20 protein-coding genes are annotated in these 23,855 nt (G+C 53.9%); 13 read left to right on the top strand and 7 right to left on the bottom strand.

The window, feature by feature from the left end; genetic code table 11:
- Nucleotides 1–154: 154 nt before the first annotated feature.
- From sppA to pncA, 3 genes are all read left to right on the top strand, one after another.
- A complete protein-coding gene (sppA, locus tag OK412_RS06785; RefSeq protein ID WP_010260631.1) occupies nucleotides 155–2,017 on the top strand; it encodes a signal peptide peptidase SppA in 1,863 nt (620 codons plus the stop codon).
- 85 nt (nucleotides 2,018–2,102) lie between these two features.
- On the top strand, nucleotides 2,103–3,116 hold the full coding sequence (gene ansA / locus OK412_RS06780) for an asparaginase (RefSeq protein ID WP_010260629.1): 1,014 nt from the start codon (nucleotides 2,103–2,105) through the stop codon (nucleotides 3,114–3,116).
- A 16-nt stretch (nucleotides 3,117–3,132) separates the two neighbouring features.
- Nucleotides 3,133–3,741 (top strand): bifunctional nicotinamidase/pyrazinamidase, encoded by a 609-nt coding sequence (gene pncA / locus OK412_RS06775; RefSeq protein ID WP_122458357.1) that lies wholly within the window; start codon nucleotides 3,133–3,135, stop codon nucleotides 3,739–3,741.
- A 28-nt stretch (nucleotides 3,742–3,769) separates the two neighbouring features.
- On the opposite strand, the gene OK412_RS06770 is transcribed toward pncA, so the two are convergent.
- Nucleotides 3,770–4,051: a YeaC family protein gene (locus OK412_RS06770; RefSeq protein WP_003852750.1), complete on the bottom strand. Its 282-nt coding sequence runs from the start codon at nucleotides 4,049–4,051 to the stop codon at nucleotides 3,770–3,772.
- Between the two features lie 5 nt (nucleotides 4,052–4,056).
- Nucleotides 4,057–4,467, bottom strand: coding sequence for a peptide-methionine (R)-S-oxide reductase MsrB (gene msrB, locus OK412_RS06765; RefSeq protein WP_010670269.1), 411 nt, complete (start codon nucleotides 4,465–4,467; stop codon nucleotides 4,057–4,059).
- Nucleotides 4,468–4,808: 341 nt separating this feature from the next.
- Here msrB and gapA point away from each other — a divergent pair, with 341 nt between their 5' ends.
- Nucleotides 4,809–5,807, top strand: coding sequence for a glyceraldehyde-3-phosphate dehydrogenase (gapA, locus tag OK412_RS06760; RefSeq protein WP_264352914.1), 999 nt, complete (start codon nucleotides 4,809–4,811; stop codon nucleotides 5,805–5,807).
- 74 nt (nucleotides 5,808–5,881) lie between these two features.
- A complete protein-coding gene (locus OK412_RS06755; RefSeq protein ID WP_031592764.1) occupies nucleotides 5,882–6,781 on the top strand; it encodes a D-hexose-6-phosphate mutarotase in 900 nt (299 codons plus the stop codon).
- Here OK412_RS06755 and OK412_RS06750 read toward each other — a convergent pair.
- Together OK412_RS06750 and OK412_RS06745 are read right to left on the bottom strand one after the other, a co-directional pair.
- Nucleotides 6,778–7,629: an aldo/keto reductase gene (locus OK412_RS06750; protein WP_052270518.1), complete on the bottom strand. Its 852-nt coding sequence runs from the start codon at nucleotides 7,627–7,629 to the stop codon at nucleotides 6,778–6,780. The genes OK412_RS06755 and OK412_RS06750 overlap by 4 nt on opposite strands.
- Before the next feature lie 72 nt (nucleotides 7,630–7,701).
- Nucleotides 7,702–8,451, bottom strand: coding sequence for a MipA/OmpV family protein (locus tag OK412_RS06745; RefSeq protein WP_158149261.1), 750 nt, complete (start codon nucleotides 8,449–8,451; stop codon nucleotides 7,702–7,704).
- Between the two features lie 420 nt (nucleotides 8,452–8,871).
- Between OK412_RS06745 and yeaG the strand changes: the two genes are divergently transcribed.
- From yeaG to OK412_RS06715, 6 genes are all read left to right on the top strand, one after another.
- Nucleotides 8,872–10,806 (top strand): protein kinase YeaG, encoded by a 1,935-nt coding sequence (yeaG, locus tag OK412_RS06740; RefSeq protein ID WP_010260606.1) that lies wholly within the window; start codon nucleotides 8,872–8,874, stop codon nucleotides 10,804–10,806.
- 89 nt (nucleotides 10,807–10,895) lie between these two features.
- Nucleotides 10,896–12,170 (top strand): YeaH/YhbH family protein, encoded by a 1,275-nt coding sequence (locus OK412_RS06735; RefSeq protein ID WP_264352913.1) that lies wholly within the window; start codon nucleotides 10,896–10,898, stop codon nucleotides 12,168–12,170.
- A gap of 248 nt (nucleotides 12,171–12,418) precedes the next feature.
- Nucleotides 12,419–14,146: a potassium/proton antiporter gene (locus OK412_RS06730; protein ID WP_010670274.1), complete on the top strand. Its 1,728-nt coding sequence runs from the start codon at nucleotides 12,419–12,421 to the stop codon at nucleotides 14,144–14,146.
- Between the two features lie 78 nt (nucleotides 14,147–14,224).
- Nucleotides 14,225–14,458, top strand: a complete 234-nt coding sequence (locus OK412_RS06725) for a DUF1480 family protein (protein ID WP_010260598.1) — start codon at nucleotides 14,225–14,227, stop codon at nucleotides 14,456–14,458.
- A 377-nt stretch (nucleotides 14,459–14,835) separates the two neighbouring features.
- On the top strand, nucleotides 14,836–16,302 hold the full coding sequence (wbaP, locus tag OK412_RS06720; protein ID WP_029519111.1) for an undecaprenyl-phosphate galactose phosphotransferase WbaP: 1,467 nt from the start codon (nucleotides 14,836–14,838) through the stop codon (nucleotides 16,300–16,302).
- 127 nt (nucleotides 16,303–16,429) lie between these two features.
- Nucleotides 16,430–17,623, top strand: a complete 1,194-nt coding sequence (locus tag OK412_RS06715; protein ID WP_033757871.1) for a multidrug effflux MFS transporter — start codon at nucleotides 16,430–16,432, stop codon at nucleotides 17,621–17,623.
- On the opposite strand, the gene dadX is transcribed toward OK412_RS06715, so the two are convergent.
- Nucleotides 17,616–18,686, bottom strand: a complete 1,071-nt coding sequence (gene dadX / locus OK412_RS06710; RefSeq protein WP_010670275.1) for a catabolic alanine racemase DadX — start codon at nucleotides 18,684–18,686, stop codon at nucleotides 17,616–17,618. The two genes, OK412_RS06715 and dadX, sit on opposite strands and share 8 nt — an antisense overlap.
- A 19-nt stretch (nucleotides 18,687–18,705) precedes the next feature.
- Complete coding sequence (locus tag OK412_RS06705) at nucleotides 18,706–20,007, bottom strand: D-amino acid dehydrogenase (RefSeq protein WP_050679576.1); 1,302 nt, start codon at nucleotides 20,005–20,007, stop codon at nucleotides 18,706–18,708.
- A gap of 504 nt (nucleotides 20,008–20,511) precedes the next feature.
- Between OK412_RS06705 and OK412_RS06700 the strand changes: the two genes are divergently transcribed.
- Nucleotides 20,512–22,047 (top strand): SpoVR family protein, encoded by a 1,536-nt coding sequence (locus OK412_RS06700; RefSeq protein WP_010260586.1) that lies wholly within the window; start codon nucleotides 20,512–20,514, stop codon nucleotides 22,045–22,047.
- A 42-nt stretch (nucleotides 22,048–22,089) separates the two neighbouring features.
- On the opposite strand, the gene fadR is transcribed toward OK412_RS06700, so the two are convergent.
- Nucleotides 22,090–22,809 (bottom strand): fatty acid metabolism transcriptional regulator FadR, encoded by a 720-nt coding sequence (gene fadR / locus OK412_RS06695; protein ID WP_010670276.1) that lies wholly within the window; start codon nucleotides 22,807–22,809, stop codon nucleotides 22,090–22,092.
- A gap of 483 nt (nucleotides 22,810–23,292) precedes the next feature.
- Here fadR and dsbB point away from each other — a divergent pair, with 483 nt between their 5' ends.
- The gene (gene dsbB, locus OK412_RS06690) at nucleotides 23,293–23,823 is read left to right on the top strand and encodes a disulfide bond formation protein DsbB (protein ID WP_010260580.1); all 531 of its coding nucleotides are present in this window, start codon (nucleotides 23,293–23,295) and stop codon (nucleotides 23,821–23,823) included.
- The last annotated feature ends 32 nt before the right edge of the window (nucleotides 23,824–23,855 follow it).

The following is a 23,855-nucleotide window of genomic DNA, read 5'->3' as shown; positions in this document are numbered from 1 at the left end:
TAATGTTGCAGTTATCCTGGCACAGGCAGATTTTTTGTAACAGTGCGCAGTGATTTCCTGCTGACTTTTAACACGCCGCTCTTTAGGATGAGCTCGTCGGGGAAGTCTGGTCCGCGCGGCGGCCACTTCCTGCTACATATTTATGGAGAGTCTGATGCGCACATTGTGGCGAATAATTGCAGGTCTGTTCCGCTGGAGCTGGCGGGTACTGAATTTTATCAGGGAATTTATTCTGAATATTTTCCTGATTTTGTTGATTGTGGTGGGTGTAGGGATCTGGCTGCAGGTCAGCGGGTCGGGCGGCAGTTCAGCGCCGATTCAGCAAGGCGCACTGAAAGTGGATCTCAGCGGCGTGCTGGTGGATAAACCGTCGGTAAGCAACCGTCTGAGCAAAATTGGCCGCCAGCTGCTGGGTGCCAGCAGTGACCGCTTACAGGAAAATTCGCTGTTTGATGTGGTCGACGCTATTCGTCAGGCAAAAGATGACAGCAACATTAAAGGCATGGTGCTCGATTTACGCGAATTTGCCGGTGGCGATCAGCCTTCACTGCAATATGTGGGTAAAGCGCTGCGCGAATTCCGCGACAGCGGCAAGCCGATTTATGCACTCGGCGACAGCTACAGCCAGGCGCAGTATTACCTTGCCAGCTACGCCACCAAAATCTATCTGTCACCACAGGGCACCGTAGATCTGCATGGTTTCGCCACCAACGGACTCTATTACAAAACCCTGCTCGAGAAGCTGAAAGTCACCTCACACGTCTTCCGTGTTGGGACCTACAAATCAGCGGTTGAGCCCTTCCTGCGTGACGACATGTCCCCTGCCGCACGGGATGCTGACAGCCGCTGGGTCGGTCAGCTGTGGCAGAACTACCTGAACACCGTGGCAGCGAACCGCCAGATTACGCCGGAGCAACTCTTCCCCGGTGCTGCTGCGATTATTGCCGGATTAAACGCCGTGAAAGGCGATACCGCGCAATATGCGCTGGATAACAAGCTGGTCGATGCCCTGGGTTCACGTGCGGCAGCCGATCAGGAGCTGGTAAAAACCTTTGGTCTGGATAAGCAGAGCAACGATTACCGTAGCGTCAGCATCTATGACTACAGCGTGAAAACCACCTCCACGCAGCAGGATGGCAACATCGCGGTAGTCATGGCCAGCGGTGCCATCATGGATGGTGAAGAGACGCCGGGCAACGTCGGTGGCGACACGACGGCGGCACAGATCCGCGATGCGCGTCTCGATCCGAAAATCAAAGCGATTATTCTGCGGGTGAATAGCCCGGGTGGCAGCGTCACCGCCTCGGAAGCGATTCGTGAAGAGCTGGCGGCAGCGCAGGCGGCCGGTAAGCCGATTGTGGTCTCGATGGGAGGCATGGCGGCGTCTGGCGGTTACTGGATCTCAACGCCTGCCAGCTACATTGTGGCGAACCCCAGCACGCTGACTGGCTCGATTGGCATCTTCGGCGTGATCAATACGCTGGAGAACAGCCTGGACAGTATTGGCGTGCACACCGACGGTGTTGCGACCTCACCGCTGGCGGATATCTCAACCACCAAAGCGCTGCCAACGGAAGTTCAGCAACTGATGCAGCTGACCATCGAAAATGGCTACCGCAACTTTGTCGGTCTGGTGGCGAAGTCACGTCATAAAACGCCAGAGCAGATTGATGCCATTGCACAGGGCCACGTCTGGACCGGCAGCGATGCGAAAGCCAATGGTCTGGTTGATGCACTGGGTGACTTCGATGATGCCGTGAAGAAGGCGGGCGAGCTGGCGAAAGTCAGTAATCCGCAGCTGAGCTGGTATCAGGATGACCCGAGCTTCCTGGATATGATGCTGAGCCAGATGAACGCGTCGGTGCAGGCTGTCCTGCCTGATACGCTGAAAGCCTGGCTGCCAGCACCGATGCTGGATGTGATGAGTGCTATGAAAGCCCAGCCTGGTCTGTTCGACAAGCAGAACGATCCTCAGAACCGTTATGCATTCTGCCTGAACTGCGGCGAAGTGCGATAAACCTCGCAGCCCGGCCGCTGGTCGGGCTGCTTTTCCCCGCTATTCCCCTTATACTGCGCGTTTTATGGCGAGTCTGAGTTCTCTAATGCAAAAGAAAAACATCTACGTAGCCTACACTGGCGGGACGATCGGTATGCAGCGTTCGGCGCAGGGTTATATTCCGGTCTCCGGACACCTGCAGCAACAGCTGGCTAACATGCCGGAGTTCCACCGCCCTGAAATGCCTGATTTCACTATTCATGAGTATCAGCCGCTGATCGACTCTTCCGACATGACCCCGCAGGACTGGCAGTCTATCGCAGAAGATATCCGTCAGAACTACGATCGCTATGATGGTTTTGTGATCCTGCATGGCACCGACACCATGGCATTTACCGCCTCAGCACTCTCCTTTATGCTGGAAAATCTGGCCAAGCCGGTTATCGTCACGGGCTCGCAGATTCCGTTAGCGGAGTTACGTTCAGATGGTCAGCAGAATCTCTTAAATTCGCTCTATGTGGCGGCCAACTATCCGATCAGCGAAGTGTCGCTGTTTTTCAATAACACGCTCTATCGCGGTAACCGGACCACCAAGGCACATGCAGACGGCTTCAACGCCTTTGCTTCGCCCAACCTCTCTGCGCTGCTGGAAGCGGGCATTCATATTCGTCGCCTCAATACACCGCCAGCCCCAGCCGGTCAGGGCGAACTGAAGGTTCACACCATTACGCCTCAGCCCATCGGTGTGGTCACCATCTATCCCGGCATTTCAGCCGACGTTGTGCGTAACTTTCTGCGTCAGCCAGTCAAAGCATTGATCCTGCGCTCCTATGGTGTGGGTAATGCACCGCAGAACAAGGAATTTCTGGCAGAATTGCAGCAGGCCAGCGAGCGTGGCATCGTGGTGGTAAATCTTACCCAGTGTATTTCCGGCAAAGTGAATATGGGCGGATACGCTACCGGCAATGCGCTGGAACATGCTGGTGTCATCAGCGGATTTGACCTCACCGTGGAAGCGGCGCTGACAAAGCTACACTTTTTACTCAGCCAGGATCTTTCGGCCGATCAAATCCGTGCCAGAATGCAGCAGAATTTGCGCGGCGAACTGACTGAAGACTGAAACGGAGCGATATGTAATGAAGCGGGCACTCATCATTATTGATATTCAGAACGATTTTTGCCCCGGCGGCCCGATGGCAGTCCATGAGGGTGACCATACGGTCGAGGTGGCAAATCGTTATGCGCGACTGTTCCGTGAAAACGGTGAATGCGTACTGGCGCTGCAGGACTGGCATCCGGCCGATCACGGCAGCTTTGCCTCGGTTTCCGGCGAGCCGGTCTACACGCTGGGCGAGTTAAATGGTCTGGCCCAGATCTGGTGGCCCGATCACGGCATTCAGGGCTCAACTGGCGCTGATTTTCATCCGGGTCTCGATCGCTCACTGTTCGATGCGACGTTCCATAAGGGCCAGGATCAGGATGTCGACAGCTACAGCGCCTTTTTTGACAATGGCCATCGCCGTCAGACCGAGCTGGACAGCTGGCTGCGTGAGCGTGGGATCACCCATCTGGTGATGCTGGGACTGGCGACGGATTACTGCGTAAAATATAGCGTGCTGGATGCGCTGGAGCTGGGTTATCACGTTGAGGTGGTTAAAGAGGGCTGCCGGGGCGTCAATCTGAATCCCGAGGACAGCGAAATTGCCTTTGCCCAGATGACCGCTCAGGGCGCGATTCTGATTTAAAATGGAGCTGGCATGACGCCAGCTCTTTTTAATGCAGATGGATGCGGGTCACGTCAGGGTCAATTCCAAACTCTTCTTTGAGCTCTTTTTTCGACTTCATCACCATTTCGCCACCTTTGCCGATGGTCATGTGCTGCGGCGCGTCGTTGTGCCGCGCCTGCCACATCATGACCAGCTGCAGGCAATTGTCGCGCTGCTCCTGAGTCAGTGCCACGCCATCCGGCCACTTACCAATCTCAACCGCCGTGGCAAGACGCTGATAGACTTCAGGCGTCATCGATGCAAGCATTGCTTCAAGCTGTTCCTTCATCGCCTTTACCCTTTGGTCTGTTCGCCCTGCTCGTCGGTAAAATTCAGCGAGGCGGAGTTAACACAATAGCGTTCGCCAGTCGGCTGCGGGCCGTCAGGGAAGACATGTCCCAGGTGCGCATCGCAGCTGCCACAGCGGATCTCAATACGCTGCATGCCGTGTGAATCATCTTCAATATAGCGAATCGCATCATCACTGACCGGCTGGTAGAAACTGGGCCAGCCACAGCCAGAGTCATACTTCGTCTCAGAGAGAAAAAGTGGCGCCTCACAGATCAGACAGTGGTAGATCCCTTCCTGCTTGTTGTGCAGCAGTGCGCCGCTGTAAGGCGGTTCCGTTCCGCGTTGCTGAGTGACGTAGCGTTGCATTTCGGTCAACTGTGCAATTTTTGCTTCGGGTGCGGTGTCTTTAGCCATTTTAGGATTCCGGGCAGTGCCATTCTGAAAAATTCGACTATTATTCTAACAAATGATCAACATAACCCGGGTCTTTTTTTGTGCTCACCCTTTCAGCCTGCTCTCTGCTAAGCGGATTTGTGACATCGATCACCTTTTATCCGGAGCATCCCTATATATTCGGCGATTGATTCAACGAAGCGCGATATCATTGGCGGCGCGCAAGCGGTTGCGCATCGAATAATTCCTCTCAGGCGAATTGATTTGTCGCAACAATTGACACGATTCCGCTTGACGCCTGGTAAGGTTTTTGTAATTTTACAGGCAACCTTTTATTCACTAACCAATAGCTGGTGGAATATATGACTATCAAAGTAGGTATCAACGGTTTCGGCCGTATCGGTCGCATCGTTTTCCGTGCTGCTCAAAAGCGTTCTGACATCGAAATCGTTGCTATCAACGACCTGCTGGACGCGGATTACATGGCGTACATGCTGAAGTATGACTCTACTCACGGTCGTTTCGACGGCACAGTAGAAGTTCAGGATGGCGCACTGGTGGTTAACGGTAAAAAAATCCGTGTTACCGCTGAACGTGATCCGGCCAACCTGAAGTGGGATGAAGTGGGCGTTGACGTTGTTGCTGAAGCAACCGGTATCTTCCTGACCGACGAAACCGCGCGTAAACACATCACCGCAGGTGCTAAGAAAGTCGTTCTGACCGGTCCATCTAAAGATGACACCCCAATGTTTGTTCGTGGTGCAAACTTCGACAAATATGATGGCCAGGATATCGTGTCTAACGCATCCTGTACCACTAACTGCCTGGCACCGCTGGCAAAAGTGATCAACGACAAGTTTGGCATCGTTGAAGGTCTGATGACGACCGTTCACGCCACCACTGCTACCCAGAAAACCGTTGATGGCCCGTCTCATAAAGACTGGCGCGGCGGCCGCGGCGCATCGCAGAACATCATTCCTTCATCAACTGGCGCAGCTAAAGCCGTTGGTAAAGTTCTGCCAGAGCTGAACGGCAAACTGACCGGTATGGCATTCCGCGTACCAACCCCTAACGTTTCCGTTGTTGACCTGACCGTGCGTCTGGAAAAAGCGGCTTCTTACAAAGAAATCTGTGCTGCAATTAAAGCGGCTGCAGAAGATGAGATGAAAGACGTTCTGGGCTACGTTGAAGATGACGTCGTTTCTACCGACTTCAACGGCGAAATCCTGACTTCAGTGTTTGACGCTAAAGCCGGTATCGCGCTGAACGACAACTTTGTGAAACTGGTTTCCTGGTACGACAACGAAACTGGCTACTCAAACAAAGTTCTCGACCTGATTGCACTGGTTTCTGCTAAATAAGGCAGCCAGACATCATTGAGAATAAGGGCGACTTCGGTCGCCCTTTTTTTGATCCGCACAGGAAGGAATCGAACATGCAAGATAAACTGTTTTCTCTGCCGGTGGTCACGCAGATCTCCCCTTACCTCACCCAGCGCCAGATAGGTGAACTCCCCGCCATTGTGGTGAGTCACCCTAAAGTGCGGGCAGCCATTACGCTTCAGGGCGCGCACCTGATCGCCTGGCAACCCAGCGGCGAAAAGCCGGTACTCTGGCTGAGTGATAAGAGTCTCTTTGCACCGGGTAAGGCGATTCGTGGCGGCGTTCCGATCTGCTGGCCGTGGTTCGGCCCGGCGGGCGAACCGGCACACGGCTTTGCGCGGGTTCAGCCGTGGAAGCTTACGGCGCATGATGAAAATGAAGATGGCGTCATGCTGACGCTGGTGCTGGAGAGCAACCCTCAGACGCTGAAGCTCTGGCCGCATGAATTCACCCTGATTGCCCGCTTCCGTCTGGGCCAGCATTGTGAGATTGAGCTGGAAGCCTATGGTGACTTTGAAGCGACGGCGGCTCTGCACAGCTACTTTACCGTCAGCGACATCAACGGTGTGGAAGTCTCGGGCCTGGGCAACAGCTATATCGACAAAGTGAATAACGGCGAGGTGGCCAGCAGCGACGGCAAACAGCGTTATCCTGGGCGTATCGACCGTATCTTTACAGCAGCAGAAGATTGCTCAGTGATTAATGATACTGCGGGCGAGCGGCAGATCGAGGTATACCACCATCATCATAGTGACGTTGTCACCTGGAATCCTGGTGTGGAACTCTCCTGCAGCATGACGGATATGGCGAATGAGGGCTATAAGACCATGGTCTGTGTGGAGACTGCGCGTATCAGCAAACCGTTACGCAGCGCGGGTGAAAAGCCAGCACGGCTGGCCACGACGTTCCGCCTCAAAAAGAGAGCCGCAGCCAGCGACAACGTTAACGGCTAAACAATATCCAGCGGCAACTTATGCTGTGGCGCTGGCCAGGCGCGATCGATGAGCTGCAAATCCTCATCGGTCAGTTCCACCTCCAGCGCCGCCGCATTTTCCTGAACGTGGGCCACGGAACTGGCTTTAGGAATGGCAATCACTCCTGGCTGACGAATTACCCAGGCCAGCAGTAATTGCGCCACGCTGATGCCCTTCTGCTGTGCAATCTGAGTCAGCTGAGGATCGGTAAAGAGTGAGTCACGTAGCCGTCCGGCCTGGGCCAGCGGACAATAGGCCATGACCGGTACGCCACGCTGCTGACATGCCGGCAGCAGATCAAATTCAATGCCGCGTGAAGCCAGATGATAGAGCACCTGATTGGTCGCGCAGGCCTCGCCCTTCTCTTCATCCCACAGTTCGGCCATATCATCGGTGTCAAAATTCGATACGCCCCAGTGACGAATTTTGCCCTGCTGCTGCAGGCGTTCCATGGCGCGCAGTGTCTCTTCCAGCGGAATATTGCCGCGCCAGTGCAACAGGTAGAGATCGAGATAATCGGTTTGCAGACGTTGCAGGCTGCGCTCACAGGCTGCAATGGCATCCACTTCGCCCGCATTCCACGGATAAACTTTGGAGACCAGCAGCGCCCGGTCGCGACGGCCCAGCAGTGCCTGCCCGACCACCTCTTCGGCTCCGCCATCTGCATACATTTCGGCGGTATCGATAAGCTTCAAGCCGCACTCAAGACCCGCCTGCAATGCAGCGACTTCATCAGCACGCTGCGCCGGGTTTTCACCCATATACCAGGTGCCCTGACCGATCACCGGCAGATCGCCAAAACCGGCAAAGTTAATCGTGTTACGCATTCTTCTCTCCCGCCCCATTCTGAGGCCCTGTAAAAGAACAGAGGGCAATAAATGCCCTCTTTTGGTGCGTTATCAGAAGGTATAGCTGACACCCGTCCAGATTAACGCCTGCCCGCTTTTATCAATCATCGGGCTGTCTTTGATTTCGCTGTCGAAGCGGACGTAACGTCCCATGACGCTGGCATTCCACTGTGGCGCAATCTGATAGCTGGCGCTCAGTTCCACATAAGGTGACCAGCTGTCATCCGGATTGTAACGGCTGATGCCGGTACGGGCGCTTTCGTGCCCGGATACACCATAGTAATAACGGTTTTGATTGGCGCTGTTCCACGTGGCCCCGATGCCCGGCGTCAGGCTGAAGTCACCCATCTGGAAGCGATAGAGGTATGTCAGGTCCCAGATCATCCCGTTGCTGTTATTGAGCACATCCCCCAGCAATGAGGTACGGACAATCCCCCAGTCAGCAGTGTGACGATAGGTTGCACCCCCCATCAGCGTCATGCGGCGTTTATCCAGCCCTTTCATGTCGCCCAGGTCGTTGTCGCTGGGTTTGTACTCCTGCGGTGAACCCAGCAGCGTCAGTGACAGCTGGTTCTGAGGATCTTTCCACAGGTAGTAGCCGCCCTGCAGGCTGCGGAACCAGAAGTCTTCACCCTCATAATTGATAACCGGAAGCGGGATATACCGGTCCTGGCCGCCGCGATAAGGTGAATCGGCATAGATCACCGATGCGCCAATGGAAAGCGGTGCGGCATTCGCGTGCGTGGCCAGTAAATAACAGGGCAGAAGTGCAACAAGCGTCTTAAATTTGAATTGGTTCACAATTTATTCATTCCATAAATATAACAATCAAACAGGAAGTCTAACGTTTTTTCACGGCTGGATTAACTTATATCGAAATCCTTTAAGTGACTGATCGATGAAAGTGGCATTAAAGGTTAAAAACACGTTAAGTTAAAGCATCACCCATAAGAACGCATCTCACAACAGACCCGCTGTACAGTTGATCTTCCCCTCATTAACCCAAACCCGTGGAGGAAATTTCCTAGAAGCCATCTACAGTTAGAAGTAACAGCAGACATTTTGTACGAGCAGAGTAACCATAAAAGTTGTGTATCCCGATAAGAAAGATCAGGTTGGCATAAGGGTTGCTGTACTCAACAGAGAATATCTTCCGGGAGCTGCTATAAGCCTCTAATTACGCTCCTTACCTGTGCTAAAAACGAAAGGACGGGCATCGCTATGAATATATTCGATCACTATCGTCAGCGTTATGAAGCTGCCAAGGACGAAGAGTTCACACTGCAGGAATTTCTTGCTATCTGTAAGCAGGATCGCAGTGCATACGCCAACGCTGCAGAGCGACTGTTAATGGCTATCGGAGAGCCGGTAATGGTCGATACTGCTCAGGAGCCACGCCTTTCCAGAATATTCTCCAACCGTGTGATGGGACGCTATCCGGCGTTCGAGGAGTTTTACGGCATGGAGGAAGCGATTGAACAGATCGTCTCCTACCTGAAACATGCCGCTCAGGGACTGGAAGAGAAGAAACAGATCCTCTATTTACTGGGACCGGTAGGTGGCGGTAAATCCTCACTGGCGGAACGGCTTAAGTCGCTGATGCAGCGGGTACCCATCTATGTACTGAGCGCCGACGGGGAACGCAGCCCGGTTAATGACCACCCTCTCTGCCTGTTTAACCCGCAGGAAGATGCGCATATTCTCGAAAAAGAGTATGGCGTGCCGCGCCGTTATCTCGGCACGATCATGTCGCCGTGGGCCGCTAAGCGACTCCACGACTTTGGCGGCGATATCTCGCGTTTCAAAGTGGTGAAAGTCTGGCCGTCAATCCTGGAACAGCTGGCGATTGCCAAAACTGAACCGGGTGATGAGAACAACCAGGATATCTCCGCGCTGGTCGGTAAAGTGGATATCCGTAAACTGGAAAACCACGCGCAAAACGATCCTGATGCTTACGGTTACTCCGGCGCACTTTGCCGTGCCAACCAGGGGATCATGGAATTCGTTGAGATGTTCAAAGCGCCTATCAAGGTGCTGCACCCGTTACTGACGGCGACGCAGGAAGGGAACTACAACGGCACCGAGGGGATTTCGGCGCTGCCGTTTAACGGCATTATTCTGGCGCACTCCAACGAATCAGAGTGGGTGACGTTCCGTAATAACAAGAATAATGAGGCGTTCCTTGACCGTGTCTATATCGTCAAGGTGCCCTACTGCCTGCGGGTCTCTGAAGAGATCAAAATCTACGACAAGTTACTTAATCACAGTGAGCTGGCGACCTCGCCCTGCGCACCGGGTACGCTGGAAACGCTGGCACGTTTCTCTATCCTGTCACGTCTCAAGGATCCGGATAACTCCAGCATCTATTCCAAAATGCGGGTCTACGATGGTGAAAGCCTGAAAGATACCGACCCTAAGGCGAAGTCCTGGCAGGAGTATCATGATTACGCCGGTGTGGATGAGGGGATGAACGGCCTTTCAACACGCTTTGCCTTTAAGATTCTGTCGCGGGTGTTTAACTTTGACCACGCCGAAGTGGCGGCCAACCCGGTGCACCTGTTCTATGTACTGGAGCAGCAGATTGAGCGCGAACAGTTCCCACAGGATCAGGCCGAGAAATACCTTGAGCACCTCAAAGGCTATCTGATCCCCAAATATGCTGAGTTTATCGGCAAAGAGATTCAGACCGCCTATCTGGAATCTTACTCTGAATATGGTCAGAACATCTTTGACCGCTATGTGACCTATGCCGACTTCTGGATTCAGGATCAGGAGTATCGCGATCCCGATACCGGACAGCTGTTTGATCGTGAATCGCTCAACGCGGAACTGGAAAAAATCGAGAAGCCCGCTGGCATCAGTAACCCGAAAGATTTTCGTAATGAGATCGTCAACTTCGTGCTGCGCGCCAGGGCACACAATAACGGTCGCAACCCGAACTGGACCAGTTACGAGAAATTACGCACCGTGATCGAGAAGAAAATGTTCTCGAATACGGAAGAGTTGCTACCGGTGATCTCGTTTAATACCAAGACCTCTACCGATGAGCAGAAAAAACATGATGATTTTGTCGATCGCATGATGGAAAAAGGCTATACCCGCAAACAGGTTCGCCTGCTGTGTGAATGGTATTTGCGTGTGCGTAAATCGTCCTGATAAGAGTCTGTAAGCTTGCCGGTAAGTGATACCGGTCTGACAAGGTCGGGTTCGCCCGGCCTGCTTACAATGTAGTTTGGGGGAATACCATGGCCTATTTCATCGATCGCCGACTCAACGGCAAAAACAAGAGCGCGGTAAACCGCCAGCGCTTCTTGCGCCGTTATAAGTCGCAAATTAAGCAGTCGATCTCCGAGGCCATCAATAAACGCTCGGTGACCGATGTAAGCAGCGGTGAGTCTGTCTCTATCCCGATTGACGACATCAATGAGCCAATTTTCCATCAGGGACGCGGCGGCAACCGCCATCGGGTCCATCCGGGCAACGACCACTTTGTGCAGAATGACCGGGTCGAGCGCCCGCAGGGTGGTGGCGGCGGCGGCAGTGGCCAGGGCAATGCCAGTCAGGATGGTGAAGGTCAGGATGAGTTTGTCTTTCAGATATCGAAAGATGAGTATCTGGATCTGCTGTTTGAAGATCTCGCCCTGCCTAACCTGCGCCGGAACCAGCATCGTCAGTTGAATGAGTATAAGACCCACCGTGCCGGTTTCACCTCCAACGGTGTGCCTGCCAATATCAGCGTCGTACGTTCGTTGCAGAACTCGCTGGCGCGTCGTACGGCGATGACGGCGGGTAAACGCCGGATGCTGCACGAACTGGAAGAAACGCTGCTGGAGATTGAGAAATCTGAACCGGCTCAGCTTCTGGAGGAGGAGCGGCTGCGCAAAGAGATCGCCGAGTTGCGGGCGCGTATCGATCGGGTGCCTTTTATCGACACCTTCGACCTGCGCTACAAAAACTTTGAGAAACGGCCGGAGCCTTCCAGCCAGGCGGTGATGTTCTGTCTGATGGATGTATCCGGATCCATGGATCAGGCCACCAAGGATATGGCGAAACGCTTCTATATCCTGCTCTACCTGTTCCTGAGCCGCACCTATAAGAATGTTGATGTGGTTTACATTCGTCATCACACGCAGGCCAAAGAGGTGGATGAACAGGAGTTCTTCTACTCTCAGGAGACCGGTGGCACCATCGTTTCGAGTGCGCTGAAACTCATGGATGAGGTGGTGAAAGAGCGCTATGACCCGGCGCAGTGGAACATCTATGCTGCGCAGGCGTCAGATGGCGATAACTGGGCCGACGATTCACCGCTTTGTCATGAGATTCTGGCGAAGCATATCCTGCCGGTGGTGCGTTATTACAGTTATATCGAGATTACCCGCCGTGCACATCAGACGCTGTGGCGCGAGTATGAGCATCTGCAGTCGACGTTCGATAACTTTGCTATCGAACACATTCGTGAGCCGGAAGATATCTACCCAGTGTTCCGATCGCTGTTCCATAAACAGGCAACGGAAGCCTGATGCACTAAGCCGGCTCATCGCCGGCTTTTTTTATCTTCCGAATAACCTGCTAAAACAGTCTGTTTTCTGCCGCTTGCCTGCCAACCCCCTCATTCTTCACATTAATCTGATTCCATACGCTGTTAAGCAATTCGTATAATGATCATTTTCACAATGACAACTCCTTGATAAAACATTATCTTTCAGAGATAGCATGGATATTTGTCACCAGTCGCTGCACCGCACTGTCATATCTCAGGAGATCGGGTTTGAACCACACTATTGTCTACAGTCTGTTTATCATCGGTTCCGTGCTGGTCGCATCGAGCATTCTGCTCAGCTCTTTCTCATCCAGACTGGGTATCCCTATTCTGGTGATCTTCCTCGCTCTCGGCATGCTGACCGGGGTTGATGGTATCGGCGGCATCGCCTTTGATAACTATCCGGCAGCTTACTTAATCTCGAACCTGGCGCTGGCGATTATCCTGCTGGATGGCGGCATGCGGACCAAAGCCAGCTCATTTAAAGTTGCCCTGGGGCCAGCGCTGTCGCTGGCGACCGTCGGGGTCATGATTACCGCAGGCTTAACCGGTGTGGTCGCCGCCTGGTTGTTTAACCTGGATATGATGCAGGGCTTCCTGATTGGCGCGATCATCGGCTCCACGGATGCCGCCGCCGTCTTCTCCCTGCTGGGTGACAAAGGTCTGAATGAGCGCGTCAGCTCCACGCTGGAGATTGAATCGGGCAGTAACGATCCGATGGCGGTGTTCCTGACCATTACGCTGATTGAGATGATCGAACAGGGCCGCAGCGGCCTTGACTGGATGTTCCTGGTGCATCTGGTGCAGCAGTTTGGTCTGGGTATCGTGCTGGGCCTGGGCGGCGGCTGGGCGCTGCAGCAGTTGATTAACCGTATCAGTCTGGCCGGTGGGCTCTATCCGCTGCTGGCGTTGAGTGGCGGCATTCTGGTGTTCGCCCTGACCACGGTATTAGAGGGCAGCGGCATCCTGGCGGTCTATCTGTGCGGCTTTTTACTGGGCAACAGGCCGATTCGCAACCGTCACGGTATTCTGCAGACCTTTGACGGCATGGCGTGGCTGAGTCAGATTGGCATGTTCATCGTGCTGGGACTGCTGGTAACCCCGTCTGATTTGTGGCATATCGCAGTTCCGGCGATGATCCTCTCACTGTGGCTGATTCTGGTGGCGCGCCCACTGTCGGTCTTTATTGGTCTGCTGCCGTTTCGCAGTTTTACCACACGCGAACGCGTCTTTATCAGCTGGGTCGGTTTACGCGGCGCGGTGCCGATTATCCTTGCGGTCTTCCCGATGATGGCCGGATTAGAAAACGCGTCGCTCTATTTTAATATCGCCTTCTTTGTGGTGCTGGTCTCCCTGATGTTGCAGGGCACCTCGCTGGGCTTTGCAGCGAAAAAAGCCAAAGTGGTGGTGCCGCCTACCGCATCGCCTATCAGCCGTATCGGTCTGGATATCCACCCCGAAAATCCGTGGGAGCAGTTTGTCTACCAGCTCAGCGCTGACAAGTGGTGCATCGGTGCCGCACTGCGTGACCTGCAGATGCCGCGTGAGACCCGCATCGCCGCCCTGTTCCGTGACAATGTGCTGATGCATCCGAATGATGGGACGCGTCTCAGGGAGAACGACGTCATCTGCGTGATTGGCCGTGAGCGCGATCTGCCGGCGCTGGGTAAGATGTTCAGCCAGTCGCCGCCGGTTTCCCTCGACCAGCGTTTCTTTGGTGACTTTATTCTGGATGCTGAAGCTCGCCTGCGCGATATTGCGCAGATTTACGGACTGGAACTGGATGAGAACACCAACGATCAGCAGTCGCTGGGACAACTGGTGCTGAGTATGCTGGGCGGCGCGCCGGTGGTTGGCGATCAGGTTGAGTGGAATCAGCTGACGTGGACCGTCGCGGAGAAAGAGGATAACCGTATTGTGAAGATTGGTGTCCGTCCGGCTGAAGAGAAGGAATAATCCTAATCATTCAGCCACGTTATTTTCTGTCGATACGCTAAGCTTAAAAGTCTATGCCAGCAAAAACGGGAGAAATGAATGGGACACGTGGTTAAAATTGGTCGTTATGAGATTGTTGATGCCGATCTTGACAGTGAGAACCTCGACACCGTCAGCATCCCCTGTCACACCAATCCCGGCTTAATTACCCAACTTGATGGCTGGGATCGCGATACCAGCGTTCCGGCATGGATTGACGGAGAACCGGTGGATCTGCAGATTGGTCATTACGATAAACAGCAGGACCGCTGGATTTTAAAAAAACCTGCCTGAGTCCGTTATCACTACCGCCAGTCGTAAGATTTGGCGGTAATTCCTAAAAAGCGTCTTAAACAGTTTGGTTATAACCAACTCCCGCCTTATTTTATCCAGTAAAAACCAAAACTTAGCCATTTAAAACTTTAATCACTTTTGATGTTTTCAGATTTTTTCCGTATTAACTCTGTCAAATAACTCCTGCATACTCATTCTCAATGCTGCAATATTTCGTGAGTACTATCACGCTTTAGCCGTTATCTTTTTTGCAGCTGCACTGGCTTTACTGACTGCAACAGACTGAAAATTATTTTTTAATTTTTCAGAAGCCCACCCCTGAGCGCGTACATGATTCTGGTCAGGCCATCTTTTACTTGAGAAAGAGAGCAGGTTTTATGGCAAGTACATTGATAATGAATAGCCCGAGCCGCTCGTGGAGCGGCACGCGTAAAAATATCATCGTGAAATTCGCCCTGAGCTTTTCCGATCTGATTGCACTTAACCTCGCACTGTTTTTATCTGCCGCGACGATACAGGGTATTTGGGGCGAGCTGGATACCTTTATTCCACCTCATCAAATTGAATATCGTTTTGTGGCACAGTTTATTATGTCAGTCATGTGTACCGGCTGGTTCTGGGTACGCCTGCGTCACTACACCTATCGCAAACCCTTCTGGTTTGAGCTGAAAGAGATCATTAAAACATTATTTGTTTTCTCGCTGCTCGACCTCGCGTTGATCGCCTTCTCTAAATGGGACTTCTCCCGCATGGTGTGGGTCTTCAGCTGGACATATGCCCTGCTGCTGCTGCCGCTGATGCGTGCTCTGGTTAAACGCGCCATTCACAAGGCGGGTCAGTGGCAGAAAGAGACCATCATTATTGGCTCCGGCAGAAACGCCACCGAAGCTTACGCGGCGCTGCAGAGTGAAGAGATTCTGGGCTACAACGTACAGGCCTTTATCTCGGTCGATGATGTCCCGGCTCAGCAGAGCGTGAATGGCGTGCCGGTGATCACCTGGAAAGATATCAACTGGCAGACCATTGACCGCGACAACGTGCAGTTTATTGTGGCTATGGAGTATGAGCAGCAGCCGATGCGCGATCGCTGGCTGAAATTCCTGTCGAAGATGAACTGCCGTTCAGTTTCAGTGATCCCGACGCTGCGCGGCGTGCCGCTTTACGGCACCGACATGTCCTTTATCTTCAGCCATGAAGTGATGATTCTGCGTGTCAGCAACAACCTGGCGAAACACTCCTCCCGTTTCATGAAGCGCGCCTTTGATATCGTGGTGGCGTCGATGCTGCTGCTATTCCTCGGCCCAATCTTCGCCCTGCTCTGTTATATGGTAAAACGTGATGGCGGCAATGCCATTTATGGTCACGAGCGTGTGGGCCAGAATGGCAAAAAATTCAAATGTCTGAAATTCCGTTCCATGGTGACCAATTCCAAAGAGGTGCTGGAGAAATTACTGGCGACCAGCGAAGAGGCGCGGATTGAGTGGGACAAAGATTTCAAACTGAAGAATGACCCGCGCGTGACCCGGATTGGTAGTTTCCTGCGTAAAACCAGCCTCGATGAGTTGCCGCAACTGTGGAACGTGATTCGTGGCGAGATGAGCCTGGTTGGTCCGCGTCCGGTGATTGAAGCTGAGCTGGAGCGTTATGCCGGTGATGTCGACTACTACCTGATGGCCAAGCCGGGTATGACCGGTCTGTGGCAGGTCAGCGGACGTAACGATATCGACTATGATACCCGCGTCTATTTTGACTCCTGGTATGTCAAAAACTGGGCGCTCTGGACCGATATCGCGATCCTGTTCAAAACCGCAGGCGTGGTGTTACGACGCGACGGCGCTTACTAATCAGACCTCTGCGATGCCTGTTTACAGCAGGCATCGCACTTTCCGCACGACTTCCTCTATCTTTTTTGCCGCTGAATCATTACCCTCTGCGATCGTTTTTTAACAGAACGCTTACCCTCTGGTTGTTATGCAAAAATTTACTCTGCTGTTATTAAGCCTGGTGCTGCTGGCACCCTTAGGCATCGATCTCTATTTGCCCACGCTGCCACAAATCGCAGAAGGGCTGGATACGCCGGTTAATCTGGTGCAGACCACCATTCCCCTGTTTCTGCTGGTCATGGGACTGGGACAACTGGTGACCGGCCCGCTGGTGGACAACTATGGCCGTAAGCCGATCGCCCTGCTGGGCCTTGCGCTTTACATCACGGGGAGTGCCATCGCCGCCACCGCTACCTCATTCCCGCTGTTCGTCCTTGCCCGCCTGGTGCAGGGCTGTGGCGTCTGCTGCAGCGCGGTCGTGGCCTTTAGCGGCGTGCGTGATCGCCTGAGCGGTGATGATGCCGCCCGTGCATATGGCTTCCTGAATGGCGCATTAAACATCGTCCCGGCCCTGGCTCCGCTGCTGGGCGGTTTGCTGGCCAGCGCCTTTGACTGGCGCGCACCCTTCTGGTTTCTCTGCGCCTACGGCGTGCTGATTACGCTGCTGGTGATTATCTGGCTGCCAGAGACGCGCCCGGCGGATACCCTGCGGGTGAAAGGATTACCGATTAAACAGTATGTCGCGATCCTGCGTCAGCCGCGCTTTCTGGCGTTCGCGTTCGCCAATGCCGGTGCGCTGGGCATGGTGCTGACCTACGTGTCGCTGGCACCGCAGGTATTAATGACCGAAGGCGGGCTGACGCCAATCCAGTTCTCTTTTGCTTTTGGCGCCAACGGTTTCTGGATCATGTTTGTCAGCATGTTCGTCAATAAAGCGATTCGCAAAGCGGGTCGCCCTTTCTGCCTGGCGATGGGATTCTTCACTATGCTGCTGGGCGCGGTGCTGCTGGTAGCGGGGATGCAGATCTTCCCGGCGGAGATGCAGACGCACTGGGCGCTTTACATGTTCCCGGTGGCCGTTTCAGTTGCCGGGCTGGCCTTTACGGTGGGACCGGCCACCAGCTATGCGCTGGAGCCCTATCAGCAACAGGCGGGCGTGGCGTCCGCCTTGCAGGGATTCATTCAGATGGCCGGTGGCGCGTCAGGCAGCCTGGTCATTGTGGCGCTGCCGGTGGCGGAGAAGCTGTCGTTGAGTCTGATGATGCTGCTGGGTGCAGCACTGGCCTTTATCGCCTGGCGCTGCAGCAGAAAGATGCGCGGCAGCCTGACCGCGCTTAAATAACCGTGACCGGAACGCGGGGTGCCAGCGCACACATCAGCTCGTACCCTACCGTTCCGGCCGCTTTTGCCACCTGATCGATTTTCACCTGCTCACCCCACAGCTCCACGGCCGAGCCAATACCGGCCTGGGGACAGGGGGTTAAATCCACGGTGATCATATCCATCGAAACCGCACCAACCACCTGAGTCATCACACCATCGACACAGACGGGCGTACCCGTCGGGGCATGCCGTGGATAGCCATCCGCGTAGCCACAGGCCACCACGCCAATTCGCTGCGCTGCACTGGCGTGATAGCGGTAGCCGTAACCCACGCCATCGCCCGCCTGTAGCTGCTGGACCGCAATAATCTCACTGCTTAAGGTCATCACCGGCTTCAGGCCACTGCCTGCAATGTCCTGCCAGTCACCGCTGGGCGACGCGCCATACAGAATGATGCCGGGACGGACCCAGTCAAAGTGCGCTTCAGGATGCCACAGGGTGCAGGCGGAGTTGGAGAGCGATCGCGGACAGTTCAGCCCCTCAGCCGCCTGTTCTACGCGCTGCAATGGCGCAATCAGACCCTGCGGATTTTCCGCATCGGCAAAATGGGCCATCAGCGTCATCTCACCTACCGTACTGAGCGCCCGCAGCTTTTGCCATGCACCGTTGACCTGTTCCGGGCGAAAACCCAGCCGGTTCATCCCGCTGTTCATTTTGAGATAGATATCAACCGGTGCTGCAAGTCTGGCACTGGCCAGCGCGTTGATTTGCCAGTTACTGTGTACGCTGGTGGTGAGACGATAACGGTCAATCAGCTGCAAATCCTCTGGCTGGAAGAAACCTTCCAGCAGCAGAATCGGCTTTTTCCAGCCCTGTTCGCGCAGCTGGATCGCCTCTTCCATATTAAGAAGCGCGAAGCCGTCAGTGGCAGATAACGCCTCGCGCACGCGATCAATGCCATGGCCATAAGCATTAGCTTTCACCACTGACCAGACGCGGGAGGCGGGTGCCGCCTGGCGAACAACAGTCAGGTTATGACGTAACGCCTGCTGGTTGATGGTAGCGACAATCGGACGTGACATCCTCTCTCTCCCTGAATACTTAACGAGTTGCGTTGGCGTTACGCAGCGGCGATGAGGTCGCCGCGAAACCGGGTAAGTAGCGGAACACCGCTAAGTCATCCGCCGCAATGGCCGGCTTTTTACCGGAGATAAGATCGGCCAGCAGCTGACCAGAACCACACGCCATCGTCCAGCCCAGCGTACCGTGACCGGTATTGAGCCAGAGATTAGAGATCGGTGTGGCACCCACAATCGGCGTACCGTCTGGCGTCATCGGACGCAGACCGGTCCAGAAACTCGCCTGCGCGAGATGACCGCCTTCAGGATAGAGATCACTGACCACCATCTCCAGCGTTTCCCGCCGCGCTTCGGTGAGTTTGGTGTTAAAACCAACAATTTCTGCCATCCCGCCGACACGAATACGATCGTCAAACCGCGTCACCGCCACTTTGTAGGTCTCATCCAGGATAGTTGAAACCGGTGCGGCATCAGGATTTTTAATCGGAATAGTGAGTGAATAGCCTTTCAGCGGATAGACCGGAATATCGATGACATTTTTTAACAGCGCGGTCGAGTAGGAACCAAACGCCACCACATAGCTGTCCGCCTTGATGATCTCATCACCGCACTTCACGCCATAGATGCGATTGCCATCGCGCAGCAGGTGGTCGACCGGAGTATTAAAGCGGAAGACCACGCCCGCCTCTTCGGCCATTTTTGCCAGCCGCTGAGTAAAGAGCTGACAGTCGCCGGTTTCATCATTAGGCAGGCGTAATCCGCCGGTGAGTTTATGCTGAGTTGCCGCCAGTGCCGGTTCAACGCGAGACAGTTCATGCGCCTGCAGCAGCTCATAGGGCACGCCCGCGTCGCGCAGCACCGCAATATCTTTGCTGGCGCTGTCGAACTGCTGCTGGGTACGGAACAGTTGCAGCGTCCCGCCCTGACGGCCTTCATAGGCGATGCCGGTTTCACTGCGCAACGCTTTCAGACAATCACGGCTATATTCGGCAATCCGCACCATGCGGCTTTTGTTCTGCTGATAGTGATTGATGTCGCAGTTGCGCAGCATGTGCCACATCCACTCCAACTGAAAACCACTGCCATCCAGCCGGATAGCCAGCGGCGCGTGGCGCTGAAACATCCACTTCACCGCTTTCAATGGCACGCCGGGCGCCGCCCAGGGTGCGGCATAACCCGGAGAGATCTGCCCGGCATTCCCCGCACTGGTCTCCATCGCTGCGGCGGGCTGACGATCAATGACCGTCACCTGATGTCCGGCACGCGCCAGATACCAGGCACTTGCCACCCCGACCACACCACTTCCAAGAATTACAACGTGCATAGCTCCCCCACCCGACCTGTAAAAGCATAATTCACTGTTCAACTGATGATAGTCAGCGGATTTACACAGCAGACACCACCACAGAATTTCACCATCCATTTCACATCTTTTTTACTTTTCAGGTAACTAAAATCTTGTCGTGCGGCCAATTTCAGCGCTTTATGCGTCTTAATCCTTAAACACAGAAATAAATGACAACGAAGGCAGTTAAATCTGCCTGTTGCAGGAGATTCATTCAACCCCATACATTCCGCTTATAAACAGGATTAGATTCCGCAATTTACAATAAGACCAGTATTAAAGGCTGTTAAATTCTCTGCCGCACCACTCTTAATGATTTTGTGCCAAAGAATTCGTTTGAGTTCGCATTTCGGATAAGCGACAGTGGGCTATCATTGTTGTGTTCGCTCAGTTTTTTTCGGGTTCCCTTTTTCAGGATGAAGCCTTAAATAACCAGAACGGGTTGTCTTTCGGGTCAGCCGGTTTGCAAAAAAGAGGTGCGCTATGACGACAATCTTTGACGAAGCCATCAGAGACAGCAAACGACTCAATGACGGACCAGACTGGACATTCGAACTGCTTGATGTCTACTTAGCCGAGATCGACCGGGTGGCTAAACTCTACCGGCTTGATACCTACCCGCACCAAATCGAAGTGATTACCTCTGAACAGATGATGGATGCCTACTCCAGCGTCGGCATGCCAATCAACTATTCACACTGGTCATTCGGCAAAAAGTTTATCGAGACCGAACAGCGCTATAAGCATGGTCAGCAGGGTCTGGCCTATGAGATTGTCATCAACTCTAATCCCTGCATCGCCTACCTGATGGAAGAGAACACCATGACCATGCAGGCGCTGGTGATGGCGCATGCCTGCTATGGCCACAACTCTTTCTTTAAAAATAACTATCTGTTCCGCAGCTGGACGGATGCCGGGTCGATTGTCGATTACCTGTTGTTCGCCAAAAACTATATCAGTGACTGCGAAGAGCGCTATGGCGTCGAAGAGGTAGAGCGGCTGCTCGACTCCTGCCATGCCTTAATGAATTATGGCGTCGATCGCTATAAACGCCCGCAGAAGATCTCTCTGCAGGAGGAGAAGGCGCGGCAGAAAAGCCGTGAAGAGTATCTGCAAAGTCAGGTGAACACGCTTTGGCGAACGCTGCCACGGCGTGAGAAAGAGACCGTGACCTTTGAAGCCGCGCGCTATCCCTCTGAGCCGCAGGAAAACCTGCTCTATTTTATGGAGAAAAACGCCCCGTTGCTCGAGTCATGGCAGCGTGAGATCCTGCGCATTGTGCGCAAGGTGAGCCAGTATTTCTATCCGCAGAAACAGACCCAGGTAATGAATGAAGGCTGGGCGACATTCTGGCACTACACCATCCTCAATCACCTCTATGATGAAGGCAAAGTGTCGGAACGCTTTATGATGGAGTTCCTGCACAGCCACACCAACGTTGTGTTTCAGCCGCCCTATAACAGTCAGTGGTATAACGGCATCAACCCCTATGCTTTAGGGTTCGCGATGATGCAGGATATCAAGCGTATCTGTCAGTCGCCGACCGAGGAGGATCGCTACTGGTTCCCGGATATCGCCGGTTCCGACTGGCTGGAAACGCTGCATTTTGCGATGCGCGAGTTCAAGGATGAGAGTTTTATCAGCCAGTTCCTGTCGCCGAAAGTCATGCGCGATTTCCGTCTTTTTACCGTACTGGATGATGACCGCAACAACTATCTCGAAATCGCCGCGATCCACGATGAGGCGGGCTACCGCGCAATTCGCCAGCAGCTCTCCGCGCAGTACAACCTGAGTAACCTCGAACCGAATATTCAGGTCTATAACGTCGATCTGCGCGGTGACCGTTCCCTGACCCTGCGCTATGTGCCGCAGAGCCGCACGCCGCTGGATAAGAGCCGTCGCGAGGTGCTGAAGCATGTGCATCGTCTGTGGGGATTTGATGTGATTCTGGAACAGCAGAACGAGGATGGCAGCGTAGAGCTGCTGGATCGTAATCCACCACGCGGTTCATCACTCTGATGGGATAAAAACAAAAAACCGGACGCGATGTCCGGTTTTTTTTCAACGCTTACTGCCGAGATCGTCAGGCAGATTTTTCTGCATACTGTGCCAGATTTCACCGCTGCGGCGGCCGTAGTTGCGCACCACGTCCACAATCTCATCCTGTCCGGGCTCTTTGTCGCACAGTTCCAGCAGTTTGAGATAGAAATCGCGAGCGACCTGACGGGCTTCCGGATTAGAGAAATAGTGGCGGCCAACGCGGGTATAGAGGCCTTTCAGGCCATTCAGAATCAGACCGTAAATCGGGTTACCTGACGCAAACGCCAGACCACGGAACACCCGGTAGTCAAGCTCGGTATAGGCATCAGCCTGATCGGCAGCCGCACTGACCGTTTCCAGCACTTCGCGCGCTTTGTCCGGATGATGGCGCAGCGCACGGCTGATAAAGATCGATGAAATGTTGCTGCGTACCGACAGCAGGTTGTCGATCAGCACCGGAACGCTGTCGTGATCGAGACGGGCCAGCGTTTCCAGAATATTCAGGCCGGACGTCTCCCAGAAATCGTTCACCCGCGTTGGTTTACCGTGCTGAATAGTCAGCCAGCCATCGCGCGCCAGGCGCTGCAGCACTTCACGCAAGGTGGTGCGCGTCACCCCAATCAATTCAGAAAGCTCACGCTCAGCAGGAAGAATCGACCCTGGCGGAAAGCGACTGTTCCAGATGCTTTCAATAATATACTCTTCAGCAAATCCCGCTGGACTCTGAGCCTTTATAACCATAGCAATGTGTTCTCGTTGCTTTTCTAATCATGATGGGCACTCATCATACCAGACGCCCTATAGCGGATATAGCCTGCGTAATCATTAAAACCGGGCGCAGGCGCATATTTCAGCATGCCTGACCGCAGTATCAGCGGCTTCAGGATCACGGGCGGGCTGAACGACTTTCTGCGCTGAAATAGCGCGTGCCACAGCACCGCTGAGTGTCAGCGTTCAGCCGCCCTGAAAGCGCAGAACGCTGGCAGCATATAACCCGCGCCTGCCGTTTCGCCTCCTGCCGCATGCGATCGCCTCTATCGCCACTGCGGCTCTTCCCGCTCTTCACTGACCGGCGTTCTGCAGATAAGGTCTGGCTTATCCTCATTTAACCTGCTCTGGATCAGAATCAGGTCATGTTTGCACACGATTTTTCCCTGTCCCTGGCTGGTTTGCAAACGCTTTTGGTTTACACTGCGTGGCATTAACGTTTACAGGGAATGCAATATGTTGCGATATCTGAATCAATGCTCACGTGGTCGCGGAGCCTGGTTACTACTGGCACTGACTGCACTTGCACTGGAATTAACAGCACTCTTTTTTCAGCACGTAATGGGCCTGAAGCCCTGCGTGATGTGTATTTATGAGCGCAATGCGCTGTTTGGTGTGCTGGGCGCGGGTCTGGTTGGTGCGATTGCGCCAAAATCGCCGTTGCGTCTGGCGGCGCTGGCGTTGTGGATCTACAGTGCCTGGGAAGGTCTGCGTCTCTCTTATGAACATACCATGATTCAGCTGCACCCTAACCCCTTCACCACCTGTGATTTTGCTGCCCGCTTCCCCAGCGGCTTACCGCTGGATAAGTGGCTGCCGTCGGTGTTTCTTGCCAGCGGTGACTGTGCAGAACGCAGCTGGACTTTCCTGACGCTCAGCATGCCGCAGTGGATGATTGTGGTGTTCGCCGGTTATCTGCTGGTCGCGGCGCTGGTGCTGATAGCCCAGCCGCTGAAACCTAAACGCCGCGATCTCTTTGGTCGCTGAGATCAAAAAAGGCTGCCACTGGCATAACGTCA

The sequence above is a fragment of the Pantoea sp. JV6 genome, assembly GCF_025910055.1.
Lineage (GTDB): Bacteria > Pseudomonadota > Gammaproteobacteria > Enterobacterales > Enterobacteriaceae > Pantoea > Pantoea agglomerans.
This window is presented reverse-complemented; position numbering and strand designations above follow the sequence as displayed.